Raw genomic sequence first — 15,745 nt, 5'->3', positions numbered from 1 at the left:
TCTACTCCTCCACCTTCATGCTTAACCCTACTTTGCCTCATCGTACAAAAAAATGGCGGCAGACGCCGGAGAACACGACCGCCACATCTAGTCGTCTCCCCGACACCCTGCCGCCGCTGATTTGTTACCGGCTTCCCTTCATCTTGCGGTTCACGAGCCGCACCAGATCGACCGTGAGGATCGGCAGCGATACCGTCACCGGATACGCCAGGAAACGCGGCTCCCAGTCCGGTGAGAACTTGCCCTTGTAGCGGCGCAAACCCTGGAAGCCGTACCAATGGCCGCCGTAGCGGAACACGAGCGATGCGAGCCGCTCCTCGCGCATGGCGCTTTTGCTCTGGCCGACGCTCGCGAGCGGAGCATTGCCGAGGTTGAAGCGGGCGTAGCCCTGCTCCTTGCACCCCTGCAGGAGACGGATGAACATCCAGTCCATCGTGCCGTTCGGTGTATCCTTCCGGTGCCGCATCAGGTCGATGGACATCGTCCGGCCGCCGTCGTAGACCGGGGCAAGTGAAGCGAAAGCGAGAGCCCGCCCCTCCGAGGACCGCAAAACCGCAAGTGGAGCGCGCTGGAGATACGGCTCATCGAACCAGCCGAGGGAGTAGCCCATTTCCTTTTTGCCGTCGAGCCATTCCGTGGAGACCTCCCGCAGCTCCGAGAGCAGGTCCGCGTTATGCGGCGGCTGTGCGATCTCGAACGCATACCCCTCCCGCTCGAAGCGGTTGTTGACGGCGCGCAGGTCCGTGTTCTTTTTACCGCTCAGGGTGAACGCGTCCAGATCGACCAAAGCCTCCTCTCCCAGCTTGAAGAAGCGATAACCATTGTCGTGATAGATCGACAGATACTCCGGCCCCACCTGGTAAAAGACCACCGATAGAGCATACCGGTCCGCATACTGCTGGAACTCCACAATCGCCTCCGAGATCAGCTCACGGGGACCGAGCGGATCTCCCAGCACGGCCAGCTTGTCCCGCGTTTTGGCATAGACGAATAACACCTTGCCGCCCTTGGCCCAGTAGAAGCCTTTGTCTCCGGTGAAGTACATATGTGTAAGGTAATTGCCCTTATTCGTCTTGAGAAAAGCCTCCAGCCGGGCCATTTCCTCCACACCCGCCCCAATCTCCGTATGACGGAACGGTCGCAGGAGCAGGATCACCGTGAGGAACAGCCAGGAGCTGACAAGCCCGACTGCGGCAGTTATCGCATAATAGTGAGGAGGCTGCAGCGCGTGCGCTGCATGATGCCTCGGCTTCATCGGCAGATGCTTGATGAACCCATCCAGCATGTGACTGCCAAGCAGATAATAGCTGACCGCGATCAACGTTGTCGTCAGGAACCAAAACCCGAGCAAGCGTCCAGAGAGCGGCGCTCCTTCCCGGTAAAACCGGTCTCGCGAGATCCACAACATGAGGGCAACGATGAGCAGGTAGATCGCTTCCTCGAAATCGAACGCTTTGGTAAAGCTGAACACCGCCCCGGCCCAGAGCAGGAGACTGGTCAACCGGTAGGCCCGCTTCACCCTTAGCGAGATGCCCCTCGACAAGAGGATGAGCAGGAAGCCGATGATGACCGTGAGCTGATGCGAGAGCTGCATGACGGGCAGGCTGAGCAGTTCCTTCGTGAACCTCAGCCGGTGCATCAGTCCGGGGGTCGCCGCCGACAGGAGCAGCACGAAGCCGCCGATCAGCACCAGCTTGCCGAGCGCCCATGCTCCGAAGTCCGTCAGGAAACCGAGCTGCTCGGGCAGCCGCCAGAATTTCTGCCAGGCGTTCAGCGCCCCGTTCAATCGGTTGGCAAGCGCGGCTGCCGATCCACTTACGCTCTCGCTCTCTTGAAACAGTTCGCCGGATTCGGGGTCCTTCACCGGCTGCCGATCCGCCTTGCGCCGCCCTCCGGTTGCGAATTCGAAGGCGCCGAGAAGCAGCCCCACCAGCCAGGGAACCACGTAATAGAACAAGCGGAACATGACGAGCACGGCCATCGCCTGATCGGACGAATAATCCATGATTTGCAGCCCCATCAGCACCGTGAGGTCAAACGCCCCGATACCGCCGGGAGCCATACTAAGAATCCCCGCCACCGCCGACACCACATAGAGCCCGATGATTCCGCAGAAGGGAACCGGACCGAGCAGCTCCCGGGTGATCAGGAAGAAGGTCATCGCAGCGAAGCTCCATTCCAGAAAAGAAGCGCCGAGCGATGCTCCGACCGTGACAAACGGAATCCGCCCCCCATCACGGTTAAACCATTTTGCGAAGAGAGATGACCGCTGAACGCCGATGAAGAACACCAAATACAGCCCCACGCCATAGACGGCAATCTGCAGCCAAGGATGAACCTCAAACAGCGTCCACGCCGGAAAAACCCCCGTCACCACAAACCAGGACAGCACCGAAAGCCCGGTTATCACCATCGGAGAAAGGAACAGCACGGCCTGCCCCATTTTGGCGGCGGGTACTCCGCTTCTCTTGTAGAGGAGCGTACGTACTCCTGCTCCGGTCAAACCAGCGAAGCCGAGAATGTTGTTGAAGGTGTTGGCAATCCACGAATAGCGAAATGTCGTGCCGCGGCTCACGTTCAGCCGGAAATGATGCCGGATCAGAAAATCGTACCCGCTCATCACCGCCACCGAGAAGAGCGCCGTACCGAGAATCGCCAATACCGACAGCCGGGGCATTCCCCTCAGCTGCCGGATCGTCTGGCCGATGTGAATCTGCTTCAGCTCATTCGAGCCTTCTATGTACACGAGGGCGATGACCGCAATGGGAATGAGCAGCCGGATCGCCCGCGTTCGGCTCAATCCGACCAACAAGCGGAATATCGCAAACCGTTCGAGCTTCTCTTTCACAACCCACGATTCCTTTCCATGCGCTATCTTCTCGATTTCAGGAAGACGTCTACGTCCTTGTCTGCCTTATGGCGGTTGCACAAGCTGCACGCGCATACGCAGTTGTCCGGCGTACTGTGGCCGCCCTTGGCCCGGGGCACGAGATGGTCGATCGTATCCCCGTATTCCCCGCAGAAGTAGCAGGTATAATGATCCCGAGTCAAAATATACCGGCGAAAGTCCTTATTGCTGTACAACCGCCGGATCGTATGCGGATTGATGAGCACCGCCGCATGCTCGCTTACGAGGGTGGCCGCCATCTCCAGGTCGATCTCCTGGTACCAGCCCCGCCCCTTGTCCGTGCGTCCGCGCATGCGGATGATGCCCTGCCGGGTCGGCCGGAGCGCCGCCGGGTCATGGATATTGAGTCGACCGCCGGTCGTATGCGGGCGGCTCTTCAGATAGGGCTCGGCCTTGGCGCGCGGCTCGGGCTGCAATTCGGCCAAGCGCGCGGCTCCCGCTAGGACCGCGCCGGTCGGCTTCTTCTTGCGCCGCGAGCGCTTGCGCTTCTTCGGCGCAGGTCCCGCCGCCTCGCCCGGCTCCCCGGCAGCAGCCACCGAGTCTGCCGCAGCCACCTGCGAGGTGGCCTGCGCCTTCGCGGCGCCCTGCCTCGCCGAAGCTGAAGCCGGGGCCGCTGCTGCCGTAGCTTTCCCACCGACCGTAGGGCTATCCTCGGATGTTCTCGCCTCGGCTGCGACTCCCGCCGCTTGCCCGGCCTGTCCGCCGCTCGCCGTGTCCATCGCGGGCTTCCGCTTCCGTCTCCTTGGCCTGCGCTTCTTCTTGGGCTTGTCCACCGGGAGAAGCACGGCTCCTTCCGGCAGATCGCTGCCCAGCAATTCCTCGCCCGGAGAGCTCTGCACTTCCGCACGGACTACTGAACGATCCGCACGATTCGAAGCCGCCGTAGATGCCGTAGACGCAACTGCAGCCGAATCCACTCCGGTCGCCGCCAAGTGTGCCTCTTCACGTACGGCCGTTTCCTTACCGGCGGCGGATTTCCGGCCTTTCCTCTTCCTCGCCGGTTTCGCATTCGCGCCGACCGTCTCATCGCCGTACGCCTCATTCATAGCCGCCCGGTCCGCAGCACTCTTATCCGAAGGGGCCTGCCCCTCATTCGCCTCAGCCGGTTCTGGCTTCCGCTCCACCGGCAGGCTTCCAACTGCCATCGGAGCATGGCTCTTCCGCCTCCGCCGTTTCCGCGAGCGCCGCTTCTTGCCGCCGGCTCCCGATCCTCCGGCAGCGATTGCAACGGCATCAGCATCCACTGCTGAAGGAGCCACGGCCGCGGGGTTGCCATCGGTCGCCATGTTCCCCGCTGCATCGGTCTCTTTTTCAGATGGCACCGCTTTGGTTGGCTTTACGTCCGTTTCATTCTTTGATCCTTTGGTTGATCCTTTGGTTGGCGCTTTGTTTGATTTTATGTTTGGCGCTTTGCTCGATACTTCAACTGTTGCTTTATCTACCGCATTATCCGACGCATTAACTGCTGCTTTGTCTGCTGCTTTAACTGCTACTTTGCTTGGAGTTTCATGCGACACTTTGTTAGACGCACTAGTAAGCCCCGACTCCTGCACACCTTCGCCTCTCGCCGCACGGCAGCTTCGGCACATGCCGCGCCGACCCGCCGCGCCGCCTTTGCCGCTCCGGCGCTTAAATTCGCTCAGCCGCTTTTGCTCACCGCAATAGCTGCATTTTTTATGATCATGTGGAGTAGATTCTGTCATGTATCGCCCAGAGGGATGCGTTCATCCCCGTCCGGTTCACCTCATCTCTCGCCAACCCGCCGCAAGTCATCTTCTTCATCTTACCTCAAAGCACAAGGAAAGGGAAAATAAACCAAAACAGCACCCGCCCCGGTCGCTCGTTCGGCCGTATGCGGATGCTGTTTCGGAAGAAGGGAAGCTCGGTTACACCACGAGAAACTCCGCATGATGCGGACAATCCTTTTCCTCGCAATGAGGGGGTGGGTCCCATTTGGCGAATTTCGTCTCCTGCAGGTTCACCACATCGGGAGCTTCCTCATATTCATCCAGGAACCGGTCGATTGCCAGCTCCACATGCTCTTTGCATACCACATACATACCTTTGCCTGCCTCCATGCTGTTCGCGTTCACTGCCGCTAATGCGTTACCCTGAGTGAATCTCTTCCACCACTGGCTTCTATACACTTGGTCTTCTCTTTGTATTATACATCGTTTGCCTATTCACCGTTATGCTTTTAGCCACTTGTTGCGGCACTTCCGCTCATGTGTCTGCCAGTGGGGGTAAGCGCCGTCCGCTTCGAATCAGACCCTGGCTCGTCGGTCCGCTCAACGTGGGGGAACCCGTTCTCCTTCGAGCCCCGGACATCCACCTGCCGGATTCAGTCCAGCTCTCCCAACGTGAGCGACACCTTCTCCTTCTTCCCACCCCGGTAAAAGGTAACCTCCAGCTTGTCGCCGATCTTCTTCTTGCCGAACAGATACTTGCGCAGCTCCATCGTCGAGCCGACGTCCTTGCCATCCAGCGCAACGATCACATCGCGGGTCTCCAGGCCGGCCCCCTTGGCTGGGTCCGCCACATCGGTGACGATGACCCCGCTCTTCACGCCGTCCGGCAGCTTCAGGATATCGAGCCCGCTTGAGAACGCCTGCAGGTCTTCGGAGAAGATGCCCATCTTAGGCCGTTTCACCTTGTGGTCGCTGATAAGAGCCTCCAACACCGGCTTGGCGCTGTTGACCGGAATCGCAAAGCCGAGTCCCTCGACGCCGGTGTCGGAGATCTTCATGCTGTTGATGCCGATGACTTGCCCGGCGAGGTTGATCAGCGCCCCGCCGCTGTTGCCTTGGTTGATCGGCGCATCCGTCTGGATGACCTCCATCTCCCACTGCAGGTCTCCGTCCTTGCCGAGGAATACGGGAATCGTCTGCAGGGGCGAGCTGATAACGCCCTTGGTAATCGTATGGGAAAAGCTTAACCCGAGCGGGTTGCCGATGGCAATCGCCGTTTCCCCCGGGCGGAGCTTGTCGGAATCGCCGAACTCGGCGACGGTCTTGATCCCGTCGTCCTTCATTGACAGAACCGCGAGGTCCGTGTATTCATCCTTGCCGACCAAGGTCCCGTCGCGTCGGGTGCCGTCGGCGAGCACGATTTCGTAGGTGTTGCCGGTATCGATCACGTGGTTGTTGGTGACGATGAGCGCCTTGCCGTCCATCTTGCGGAAAATAACCCCGGACCCCATGCCGCCGCCTTGAATCTTGTCGTCCTTCACATCCGTCGTGATCACACTGACGACCGCGGCCTGCACTTGGCTCACGGCCTCCACCACCGGATCAGTGGAGCTGTCGGACCGATCGACGGGCGCATTCACGGCGATCGCAGGCTGAGCGGCTGGAGTGGATGAAGGGAAAGCCCGTGTTACAAGGAGGGTGAGCCCGCTTCCGGTAAGCAGCGAAGCCGCAATCACAACCGCCAGGAACTTGCCGCCCGTACCTGTTCCCTGTCGAAGACGCACGGTCCCTCGACTCGGCTTTGTGCTGTAAAAATCGTCCTGAAACAGTCCCACAGCGGTCCCCTCCTAAACGGGATAACTCTTTTTTCTCTGATGAGGAATCTTTTCTCCTCGCTATGACTACACTAATAATAACAGATTGCTAGAAAAGGAGAATGACCAATGAATGCCTGGGAACAAGTGGCGTGGGTCGGACAACTCGCCGATCTCAAAGAACAGCATTACCGCACGATCCTTCTCGCCAGCGCCCTCGCGGAGCTCCTGATCGAGAAAGGGCTGGTCACTCCTGAAGAGATCGCTGCCCGGGCTTCCCTCCTGGAGCAGGCCGACCTCGCCGCTTGCCGGGAACCGGCGGATGGCTTCCTGAAACGGAACCCGCAGAGCTAATCTAGAGAGTACCTTCTTACACGGCAACGAGTGCCTGAACCTGTGTAACCAGTGAAGGCTGCGAGACCGACTCTTCTTTTTCCCCAGTCACGCCGTTCGCTGCACCTCATCGGGTATGCTCCGATCCTTAGGCCATCCCGCTCGCCCGTTGACATTCCCTTCCTCTCGAACTCTCGCGCCTATTCTTCCTCAAGCGCATCCCATTCCGTAGGCCGGTCGAAATAGGTGTCCTTCAGCTTCACGGGAAGGTTGTCGAAGATACCGTTCTCTTCCATGATATTCCCCACTGTAAGCCGCGCCAAATCCGTCATGTTATGATTACGGCTCAAATGAGCCAAATATACCCGTTTTGTTTGCCCGCTGACGAGCTCGCACAGCCCTTCTCCTGCCGCGTCATTGGACAAATGCCCCAGATCGCTCAGAATCCGTCGCTTGATGTTCCACGGATAGCTTCCCATGCGCAGCATGCCGACGTCATGGTTCGACTCCAGCACGAGCACATCGGCGTCCTTGACGCTCTCCTTGACCTTGCCGCTCAAGTACCCGAGGTCGGTCGCCACGCTCAGCTTCTCGTCCTCGCTGTAGAAGTTGTACGCCACTGGCTCAGCCGCGTCATGCGAGATGCCGAACGATTCCACCTTGAGCGATCCAAAGTCGACCGCCGATCCCGTGTCCATCACCTGCCGATTGTCCTCGGGAATCTGCCCGCAGAGCCGGTCCAATTCCTCCCACGTCTTCTCATTCGCGTAGACCGGAAGATTGTGCTTACGCGCAATCGCCCCAAGCCCTTTGATGTGATCGGAATGCTCATGCGTGATGAAGACCGCATCCAGGTCGGAAAAGGCAAGCCCCCGCTCCGTCATCAGCTGCTCCAGCTTTTTGCCGCTGAATCCCGCATCGAGCAGCACCTTCGCTTCCCCGTTATCCACCACCGTAGCATTTCCAGTCGATCCGCTCGACAGGATGGTAAAACGCAGTCCCATGTTGTTCCCCTTCTCTTCACCCATTCGTGATTCTCGTACGCTGTCAGCTTAAAAACCGTGGTTTCCGCACAACTTCCCATACCAATTGATGCCGATTCATATCCACACGATTAGGGCTGACAGCGTACTATTGCTGTTTGCGTTGGTCTTGAGCCTCTTGCTATTCATCCTTCTCCGTCGGCTGTTCCACCGCACCGGTATAGGCTTGCACGTAATAGATGTCGCCATTGTCCCGAATGATGCGCCAGCTGGGCAGCATGTATTGGGTTTCGGTGTTAAACTTCTGCCCGTGATACCCGAGCTGGATGTCCACTATGGCATAATTCGTCTCCTGGGTATTCTCGGCCAGGCTACGAAGCGCTGTATAGGCGGAGATAACCTCTTGCTCCTGAACGTCCACTCCTGATTGTACTTCAACGTACGCTTGTTTGTAACCCGTAATTTTGCCGTTTTCCTCAAGCAAAACAAGCGGCATATCGAACATCGGCAGGCCCTCGTACATCTGATAATAAACTCGTTTCTCGCCCTTGACGCTCGTGGCCGGATCGCTTTCGTAATCGCCCGGCTTCTCGATTCCCGCTGCTTCCATCGCCTTCTTGCTCGGGGAATGGCGCAGGAGCGTCGAGGCGTTGAAGGGAGACTCCACCTGCACAGGATCGTCGTGATTGATCTTCTCACGAGAGTAGACCGACCGCAGCTTCGGGGTATCCTTCGGCACCTTCTTCACTTCGATGCGGATGTTCCGGCTGTCCAGAAGCTTGAGCGTCTCCTCCTGGATCACGGCGGAGTTCTGGGAGGCGGTCTTGTCCCAGCGGCTGTTGTAGAGCTGGTAGCCGAGCACAATATTCAGCAGTAAAAAAGAGACGATCAGCACCGACTTCGCGCGTCCCCAATCCATTTTATCCGCACCTCCTTTTACAGAAAATCATAGGTCCCGTCGCGAAGCTCTACCGCCCATCGGGGGATCAGCTCGACGCTCTTGTCGGAAATCTTGGCCGAGTAGGCCGGGAAGACATCGACGATATCGCCGGCATGCTTGCTGCTCTGAACGAGCTTCCACAATGCTTCTCCCCCCGGCAGCTCCATCTCGTGGCGTGCGGTCGCTTCCCCGTTCAGCTTGATCAGCGAGCGCTCAAAGCTCGTCACCGCACCTTGGACAAGCTGGAGCTTGATCGCTCCGAGATCCTCCTCCGCTCCTCCCAGAATGGGCAGGAAATCGCGGTACTGCCGGAAGACGAGCTGATTCGGTTCCTCCTCGGAGCTGCGGAAGAGCCGTTCCATCAGGAAGGTGCTGTTCCAGCCGCCATGCTGGTTGATGAACTGGATCGCCGTATCGAGGTCGGCGGCGGAACCCGTGCGGCCGGTTGACGGACCGGTCACCGGGTCGGTGAAGATCAGCCAATGCCGCTCATTCTGAAGCTGCAGGCCGCGCTTCGCATCGGTGTAAATCTGCGAGCCGTCCTTTTCCTGCAGGTTCTTGACGATATTCGGATCGACGAACAAGCTTCGCTTCAGCTCGTCTGCCGTGAATTGCTCGTACCCCACGGTATACCGGACGACTGGAACGGACTTCTCCGGCAGATAGTAATCGGAGTAATGCGGCTCATAGGGGGTGAGGTACTGCCCGAAGGCGACGTTTTTCCGCACCTCGCTGATGTCCATATCCGTTCGGGCTGCATAAACAGTCGTTGCTTGGTCCGTGAAGAAATAAGCCTCCGGTTCGCCGGACCCCGTATTCGCATAAATGAGAATCCGATCGATCCGAGCCTCATCGAGCGAGTCTCCATCGGTCTTGATGTCGAGAATGCGCTGGAGAGCCTTCATGGGTACCGCTTCGCGAAAGCGGATCTCGATCCCTTCATTCTCATTCTTGATGGTGTTCCAGTTGAGATCGCTCAAATTTTCCGGGGTCAGCTTGCGCAGGCTTTCAAAGCGACGCTTTTGCAAAAAATCGCGGTACACCATCTTATAGAACTGCTGCTGTGGAGAAAACGGCGTGAGCAGCGTGTGCTTGCGCTCTCCGAGATGCAGCACGATTTGGTACGGATACAGCAGATCCTTCAGCTCCGCTTGTGTCCCTCCAAGCTCGGAGGGCACATAGTTCGTCGGAGCGAGCAGATCGAGCTTCGGCCGACCATACGCCAGCACATAGCTCTGTACGAGACTCGCCGTCACGAGGATCGCCAAGACCAAGGTTTTGAGCCGTTCCTTCATGCCGGTTCACTTCCTTCCCCGTACGGAACGGTAAAGGTAACTTTGGTGCCCTTGTTGTATTCGGACTCCAAATCGATAGATCCTCCGTGCGCCCTTACAATTTCCCGGGCAATAGCAAGGCCGAGTCCGGTACCGCCCATATTGCGGGAGCGAGCCTTGTCCACGCGGTAAAACCGCTCAAAAATGTGATCGAGATCCTTCTTCGGAATGCCGATCCCGTCATCCGCCACCGATATCTCGGCATACTCTCCGCCTCGGTCGCGGCAGGACAATACAATCTGCCCGTGATCCGGCGTATATTTGACGGCATTGGATACGAGATTGTCCAGCACCTGATCGATCTTGTCGCGGTCGATCCGCGCCATACGGACATCTCCGATGTCGAGGCGGGAGCGAATGCTCTTCTGCTTGAATTGGAAGGAGAACCGGTCCGCCACTTCCTCCAGCATCTCGGGAATGGCGGCCGGGATTTTCTTGATCTGGGCTTGCTTCGAATCGAAGCGCGACAAATTCAGCAGGTCCGTTACCAAGCGGATCATCCGTTCCGTCTCGTTGCGGGTGACGTCCAGGAATCGCTTCGCCAGCTCCGGCTCGTTGATCGCGCCATCCTCCAGCGCCTCGAGGTAGCTCTTCATCGTCGTCAGCGGCGTGCGCAACTCATGGGAGACGTTCGCGACGAATTCGCGACGGGAGCGTTCCATCTCGACCTGCTCGGTGACGTCCTGGAAGACGAGGACCGCTCCGGTGATGCCGATCTCTCTGCGGTGAATCGGGGTGAGCGTCACGTGCACCTGCCTCGGCTCCTGCTCGCTCTTCGCCGCAAGCTCCATGACCGTGCGCAGCTCCTCGTCCCGCGTCTCCTCGCCATGCCACTCCTCCGGCAGCGGAACGAGCTCAACGAGCTTCCGCCCCTCCGCCTGCGTCGGATCGGTGCCCAGCATCTGGGCCGCCCGGTGGTTCAAGAGGATGATCCGGTTCTGCTCGTCCGTTGCGATCACGCCGTCGCTCATGTTGCTCAGGATCGACGCAAGCTTCTCCTTCTCCTCCTCGTTGGAGGAGAGGGCTTCCTGCAGCCGCTCCGTCATGTAGTTGAACGCCTTGCCGAGCTGACCGATCTCGTCCTCCCCGTGGATGCGCACCCGCTGGCGGAAACGTCCCTCCGCCACCGAGGTCACCTGCCGGGTGATCTCCTTGATCGGGCTTGTGATCGTATGCGACAGGAACACGCCGAGGAGCGCCGTTAGCGCCAGCGCCATGATCGTGCCGGACAGGAAGATGCCGTTGATCCTCCGGATCGTCGCGTACGTCTCCTTCATCGATTTCTTAATATAGACGGCGCCGAGCACCTTGCCGTCCTTCACCACAGGCACCGCCAGCACCTTGATGCGGTTGCCCATATCGTCCATCAGCGTCTGCTCGTTGTCCTTCGTATTCTGTAGAGCTCGGCTGATCAAGATGTTGTTGTTCTTGTGTCCGAGCACCGCCGCCGCATTCTGGTCGGTCGTGCTGACGACATTCCCGTCCGCGTCTACGATCTGCAGGGTATCGGCACTGGAAAATTTGGCGATGTCCTTCAGGTCGTCGTACGCCTTTAGAATCTCCTCCTGAGTTTGCCCGCCTTCGCGCGCTCCCTCCGGCAGCTTCTCCGCAGCGAAGGTCGCAAGCAGCGAGGCTTCGTATTCCAGCGAGTTGGAGAAGCTCTTCAGCGAAGAGCTCTCCATCACCTGCATGAAATAGACGCCGATCAGCTGCATGGCGAACAAGATCAGGAGCACATAGATAATGCTCATCTTCATCTGAATCGTGCGGAAGAAGCGGACTCCCTTCATGCTAGAAGCCTCCGCTTAGAGCAGGGTTGCGCAGCATGTAGCCAAGTCCCCGACGGGTCGTGATGTACGACGGCTGGCTGGGATCGTCCTCGATCTTCTCCCTCAACCGCCGGATCGTGACGTCCACCGTACGCACGTCGCCAAAGTAATCGTAGCCCCACACCGCCTGGAGCAGATGCTCGCGGGTCATGACGCGTCCGGCGTTCTTCGCCAGGTACTGCAGAAGCTCGAATTCGCGATGCGTCAAATCGAGCGGGGTTCCGTCCTTGTAGACCACGTAAGTGTCGCTGTCGATCAACAGCTTGTGGATGCGCAGGCCCTCCTTGCCGGGGGCCGGTTCCGTCCGCGCCGACTGCTGATTGTTCGACTGCCGCCTGAGATGCGCCTTCACCCGCGCCAGCAGCTCGCGGTTGCCGAACGGCTTCGTCACGTAATCGTCGGCGCCCATCTCCAGGCCGAGCACCTTGTCGATCTCCGAATCCTTGGCTGTCAGCATGATGATCGGCGTATTGGAGCGTGCGCGGATTTCCCGACAGGCGTCCATCCCGTCCTTGAGCGGCAGCATCAGATCGAGCAGGATCAAATCGGGGTCCTCTCCGAGCGCCAGCTCCACTGCGCGAATGCCGTCATACGCGCAGATGACCTCGTAGCCTTCTTTTTCTAAATTGAATTTCAGAATGTCCGCAATCGGCTGTTCATCGTCCACAACCAGTATCTTTCCTTGCAAAGCCATCCCTCCGTATCCTCTTCTGACAGCTGCCTCTATGGATGAAGGACAGGCGCTCTAGAAGTGCTCCGGCTTGTCCTTAAATGACCGACAGTGTTGATAATGTAATTGTACCATACTTGGCGAGCCCCTGCCCCGGACGGTGGAATCATTTGGTATTTCCGAGAGCACAAAAGAGCTATCCCCCGGGCTTTGCTTTAGCCCAAGGAATAGCTCGGAATCATTCAGGAACTATTCGCCGCTTACCAGTTCAGATACCGGAGCGGATTTTGCACAGTGCCGCTTTTGATCACTTCAAAATGAAGGTGAACGCCGGTCGAATCGCCTGTACTTCCCATATAGCCGATCTTCTCGCCCTTCTCGACGATTTGGCCTTGGGATACGTTGATTTTGCTCAAATGGCCGTACATGGTTTTGTAGCCATTCTTATGATTGAGGAGAACATAATTGCCGTAATCGTATCGATAGCCGGAGCTCTCTACAACACCATTGTCAGAAGCAAGGATGTTGCGGTTGGAGGAGGTCAAGTCTACGCCCTTGTGAAGCTTGCCCCAGCGATAGCCAAAGCCGCTGCTGAGCGAAGCGCCGATGACCGGCCAGGCAAAGTTCCCGGTGCCTTCTCCGCGGATAACCTTGGTCCCGCGCTTGATCACCTCATTGACCGGCTTGACGAGCACCTCTTCCTGAAGCAGCTCTTCCTTGACGACTTCCCCGTTTTCCTTGGTCAAGGAGAAGGTTACCTTCTTCTTGCCTTCCTTGCCGGGGCTGATCTTCTTGACGATGCCTTCCTTCAAGTCCGGATCGCGGATGACCTCGGTGCCGTAGGCGATCTCCTCGGTTTCCACAACCTTCTCTACTGTACGGACGGTGACGGAGGGCTGCAAAACGGTCAGGTTAAGCTCCTGTCCCTCGCGGATGAAATCTTCCTTGATCTCCGGGTTCTTCTTCTGGATATCCTTCGTGGTGATGTCAAATTTCTGGGCGATGAAGCTGAGCGTATCCCCGCTCACCACCTTATAGGTTCGGGGACGGACATCCCCGGTCTGGAGCGTCTTCACCAAAGTCGTCGCGTCGCTGAAGCTTCCCGGCTGGGTATCGATGGTCTTCATCTCTACCTTCTCGACGAATTCCACTTTCTCCAAGACGTTGTTGCCCGGCGTCGCCGTCTTCACGGGAGCCGACAGCATTGCCACCTTCGCTTGAGCCTTTTCCTTCTCCGGAATGTAATCGTCCTTGATCACTTCCAGAATGTGTTCGGCTTCCTCTTCGTTCTTCAGAACGCCTACCCTCTTGCCGTCCACGAGCAGCTCAACGCCAACAGCATGAGAGCTCATCAGGGGGGATAACTTCAACAGTGTGCCCGCATCGTCGGAGACCGGCTTGAAAGCCTTTTCAGCCTTGACTGTGATCCCTTCTGTATTAAGCACCATTTGGGTATCGGGGTATTTGTCCGCCAGCTTGCGGTATTCGGCAAGCTTGAAATCGTCGACAACCTGGGGATCGCTGACGATGCCGACTTCCTTGTCGTTCATGTAGACGTGATACACTTCAAACGTATTGACTTTCACATAGTGATTGCCGCCGATGGTGATCGCTCCGACAAGCAGAAGCGTACTGGCGACGAGACCGGCGGAGATCATCCGGCGGCGGCGCGTCCTCTTCAGTGCGGGTTGAAGCGGCAGCGTCATGAGCTTCGGACGGGCTGTAGGTTCAACGTGCTCCGCAACAGTTAGCGGCTCGGCAGCGGGTTCGATGGCGGGAAGGACCTCCTCCGCTAGAACGGCGGACCCTTCAACAGACTCCTCGAGAAGCACCTGCTCCTCTTCGACCGCCTTGGGAGTGAGCTTCACCGGTGCCACAAGCTTCGCGCTGCTCGCTGCCGCTTCGGCCACACGGCCCGGCTTGCTTCCGCCAGCTGCAGGCTTCACACCAGGAGCGAGCATCGGCCCAGAATTTTTGCGCTGGCCCTTGCTTCCGGTTTTGCCATTTGCAGCGGCCTTGCCAGTGCCAGCTTTGCCAGTAGCGCTGTTCTTGCCTTTTTTGCCGCTAGCGACTTCCGGCTTCGAGCTTTTGGCTGCGGTCGTCTTGCTTTTGCCTGAAGATGCTTGGGACTTCGCTGCCTTCGGCTGCTTCATATTCGATTCAGTGGGTATTTGGGTAGCGGGGGAATCTGCGCGTTTCGCTGCCCGCACATTATGGATTTCCGCTTTGGGTTCGCTCGCTCGATCATTATTGCCTTGTGCCGTGGCAGTCAAGCTTTGACATTGGCTCTTCCGTTCTCTCTCTTCTCGTGAGAGGAGACGCCGGAACCAATCTATGCTCTTGAAAGCTGTCATGACTCTCTCCTCTTAAAACGTTGTCCGCCTGAATAGTCCGGCCCCTTGAAAGGTCCCCGTTCACCGGATAATTCTTGGAATATGTACGAATAAGTCCATTCCTCGACAAATTACGACGAAATTCAGCGGCTGGATGCGTCCCGGGTAGGACACGTGAGGGATGTCCCCTGCTAAAAGGCACATCCCTACAAAGCTTAATCTAATTTATCACACCTATCAGCTTTCTTTCAACCATTTCGCTCACAAATTGTTTGATTATTCGTATTTGTTTAAGATATGCAACAATTGGTCAAACTCTTCCGCACTTAGATCCTGCTTGGCCCGATTCTTCATTTCTGCAAGCTCCGCTTCGGTCAGTCCCCCCTCCAATAGAGCGGTCAGCTCCTGCAGCCTCGCTTCCGGTATCTTCATGAGCAGCGCCATCATCGCGGCTTTATCGGGCTCGGTCATTTTCTCCTTGAGGGCGATAAGCTCCTTGCTCGACAGAGCGAGAGACGCTCCGCTGCCGCTTGCCCCTTGGCTGCTCAGGCTCTGAACGCGATCCTTCTTGTCTTCGGTGCTCCCCTCGCCTCCCGTCCCAGCTTCGCTCCCATTAGCAGGCAGCTCCGCTTGTTTTGCCGGAATGTCCGCTTTCTTCGAGTCTCCAAAGCCAAATAAATCGCCGACTCCGGTATCCGGCACTTCTATGTTATAGCTCGCGAGCAGCTTATCGATGTAGGTGTGAAGGGTCAGCCAGGTGACAGATAGGGTAAGTCCGCTTACGAAAATCGTTCCGATGATCAGCTTCGCCAATCCTTGCAGCAGCTTGGTCATATTCGTATCTCCTTCCGTGATGCCGATATGGAATTGCGACTTGTCCGGCCTACCCCCAGTATTGACTTGAACCCGCTGG

Annotated in this window: 11 protein-coding genes and 1 pseudogene; 1 reads left to right on the top strand and 11 read right to left on the bottom strand. The window is 57.8% G+C overall.

Annotated features, from left to right (window positions below):
• Positions 1-124 precede the first annotated feature (124 nt).
• The 4 genes and pseudogenes from mprF to BN2684_RS02370 form a co-directional block, all read right to left on the bottom strand.
• A complete protein-coding gene (gene mprF / locus BN2684_RS02380; protein WP_058300582.1) occupies positions 125-2,848 on the bottom strand; it encodes a bifunctional lysylphosphatidylglycerol flippase/synthetase MprF in 2,724 nt (907 codons plus the stop codon).
• A gap of 23 nt (positions 2,849-2,871) precedes the next feature.
• Positions 2,872-3,243, bottom strand: a pseudogene (locus tag BN2684_RS25470) (HNH endonuclease); the annotation flags it as partial.
• A gap of 1,551 nt (positions 3,244-4,794) precedes the next feature.
• Positions 4,795-4,968, bottom strand: a complete 174-nt coding sequence (locus BN2684_RS23765) for a CxxH/CxxC protein (RefSeq protein ID WP_082651699.1) — start codon at positions 4,966-4,968, stop codon at positions 4,795-4,797.
• Between the two features lie 281 nt (positions 4,969-5,249).
• Positions 5,250-6,431, bottom strand: a complete 1,182-nt coding sequence (locus BN2684_RS02370) for a S1C family serine protease (protein ID WP_058300581.1) — start codon at positions 6,429-6,431, stop codon at positions 5,250-5,252.
• Positions 6,432-6,539: 108 nt separating this feature from the next.
• Between BN2684_RS02370 and BN2684_RS02365 the strand changes: the two genes are divergently transcribed.
• Entirely contained in the window at positions 6,540-6,764 is a 225-nt protein-coding gene (locus BN2684_RS02365; RefSeq protein WP_058300580.1) for a hypothetical protein, read from the top strand.
• Positions 6,765-6,943: 179 nt separating this feature from the next.
• Here BN2684_RS02365 and BN2684_RS02360 read toward each other — a convergent pair whose 3' ends face one another.
• From BN2684_RS02360 to BN2684_RS02330, 7 genes are all read right to left on the bottom strand, one after another.
• Positions 6,944-7,747: an MBL fold metallo-hydrolase gene (locus BN2684_RS02360; protein ID WP_058300579.1), complete on the bottom strand. Its 804-nt coding sequence runs from the start codon at positions 7,745-7,747 to the stop codon at positions 6,944-6,946.
• 160 nt (positions 7,748-7,907) lie between these two features.
• The gene (gene yycI, locus BN2684_RS02355; protein ID WP_058300578.1) at positions 7,908-8,645 is read right to left on the bottom strand and encodes a two-component system regulatory protein YycI; all 738 of its coding nucleotides are present in this window, start codon (positions 8,643-8,645) and stop codon (positions 7,908-7,910) included.
• Positions 8,646-8,662: 17 nt separating this feature from the next.
• On the bottom strand, positions 8,663-9,961 hold the full coding sequence (locus tag BN2684_RS02350; protein ID WP_058300577.1) for a YycH family regulatory protein: 1,299 nt from the start codon (positions 9,959-9,961) through the stop codon (positions 8,663-8,665).
• The gene (gene walK / locus BN2684_RS02345; protein WP_058300576.1) at positions 9,958-11,790 is read right to left on the bottom strand and encodes a cell wall metabolism sensor histidine kinase WalK; all 1,833 of its coding nucleotides are present in this window, start codon (positions 11,788-11,790) and stop codon (positions 9,958-9,960) included. The genes BN2684_RS02350 and walK overlap by 4 nt, the downstream gene beginning before the upstream one ends.
• 1 nt (position 11,791) lies before the next feature.
• A complete protein-coding gene (gene yycF / locus BN2684_RS02340) occupies positions 11,792-12,517 on the bottom strand; it encodes a response regulator YycF (protein WP_058300985.1) in 726 nt (241 codons plus the stop codon).
• 242 nt (positions 12,518-12,759) lie between these two features.
• Complete coding sequence (locus BN2684_RS02335) at positions 12,760-14,853, bottom strand: peptidoglycan DD-metalloendopeptidase family protein (RefSeq protein ID WP_058300575.1); 2,094 nt, start codon at positions 14,851-14,853, stop codon at positions 12,760-12,762.
• A 255-nt stretch (positions 14,854-15,108) separates the two neighbouring features.
• Positions 15,109-15,666 (bottom strand): hypothetical protein, encoded by a 558-nt coding sequence (locus BN2684_RS02330; protein ID WP_058300574.1) that lies wholly within the window; start codon positions 15,664-15,666, stop codon positions 15,109-15,111.
• Positions 15,667-15,745 lie beyond the last annotated feature (79 nt).

It is taken from the genome of Gorillibacterium timonense (assembly GCF_001457415.1).
Lineage (GTDB): Bacteria > Bacillota > Bacilli > Paenibacillales > NBRC-103111 > Gorillibacterium > Gorillibacterium timonense.
Note: the sequence above shows the minus strand (reverse complement) of the source record. Positions and strands in the feature narration are given on the sequence as shown.

Coding starts and splice junctions, on each gene's coding strand:
- BN2684_RS23765 (WP_082651699.1), bottom strand. CDS start 4,968: ATGTATGTGGTATGCAAAGAGCATGTGGAGCTGGCAATCGACCGGTTC.
- BN2684_RS02365 (WP_058300580.1), top strand. CDS start 6,540: ATGAATGCCTGGGAACAAGTGGCGTGGGTCGGACAACTCGCCGATCTC.
- BN2684_RS02360 (WP_058300579.1), bottom strand. CDS start 7,747: ATGGGACTGCGTTTTACCATCCTGTCGAGCGGATCGACTGGAAATGCT.
- yycI (WP_058300578.1), bottom strand. CDS start 8,645: ATGGATTGGGGACGCGCGAAGTCGGTGCTGATCGTCTCTTTTTTACTG.
- BN2684_RS02350 (WP_058300577.1), bottom strand. CDS start 9,961: ATGAAGGAACGGCTCAAAACCTTGGTCTTGGCGATCCTCGTGACGGCG.
- walK (WP_058300576.1), bottom strand. CDS start 11,790: ATGAAGGGAGTCCGCTTCTTCCGCACGATTCAGATGAAGATGAGCATT.
- BN2684_RS02335 (WP_058300575.1), bottom strand. CDS start 14,853: ATGACAGCTTTCAAGAGCATAGATTGGTTCCGGCGTCTCCTCTCACGA.
- BN2684_RS02330 (WP_058300574.1), bottom strand. CDS start 15,666: ATGACCAAGCTGCTGCAAGGATTGGCGAAGCTGATCATCGGAACGATT.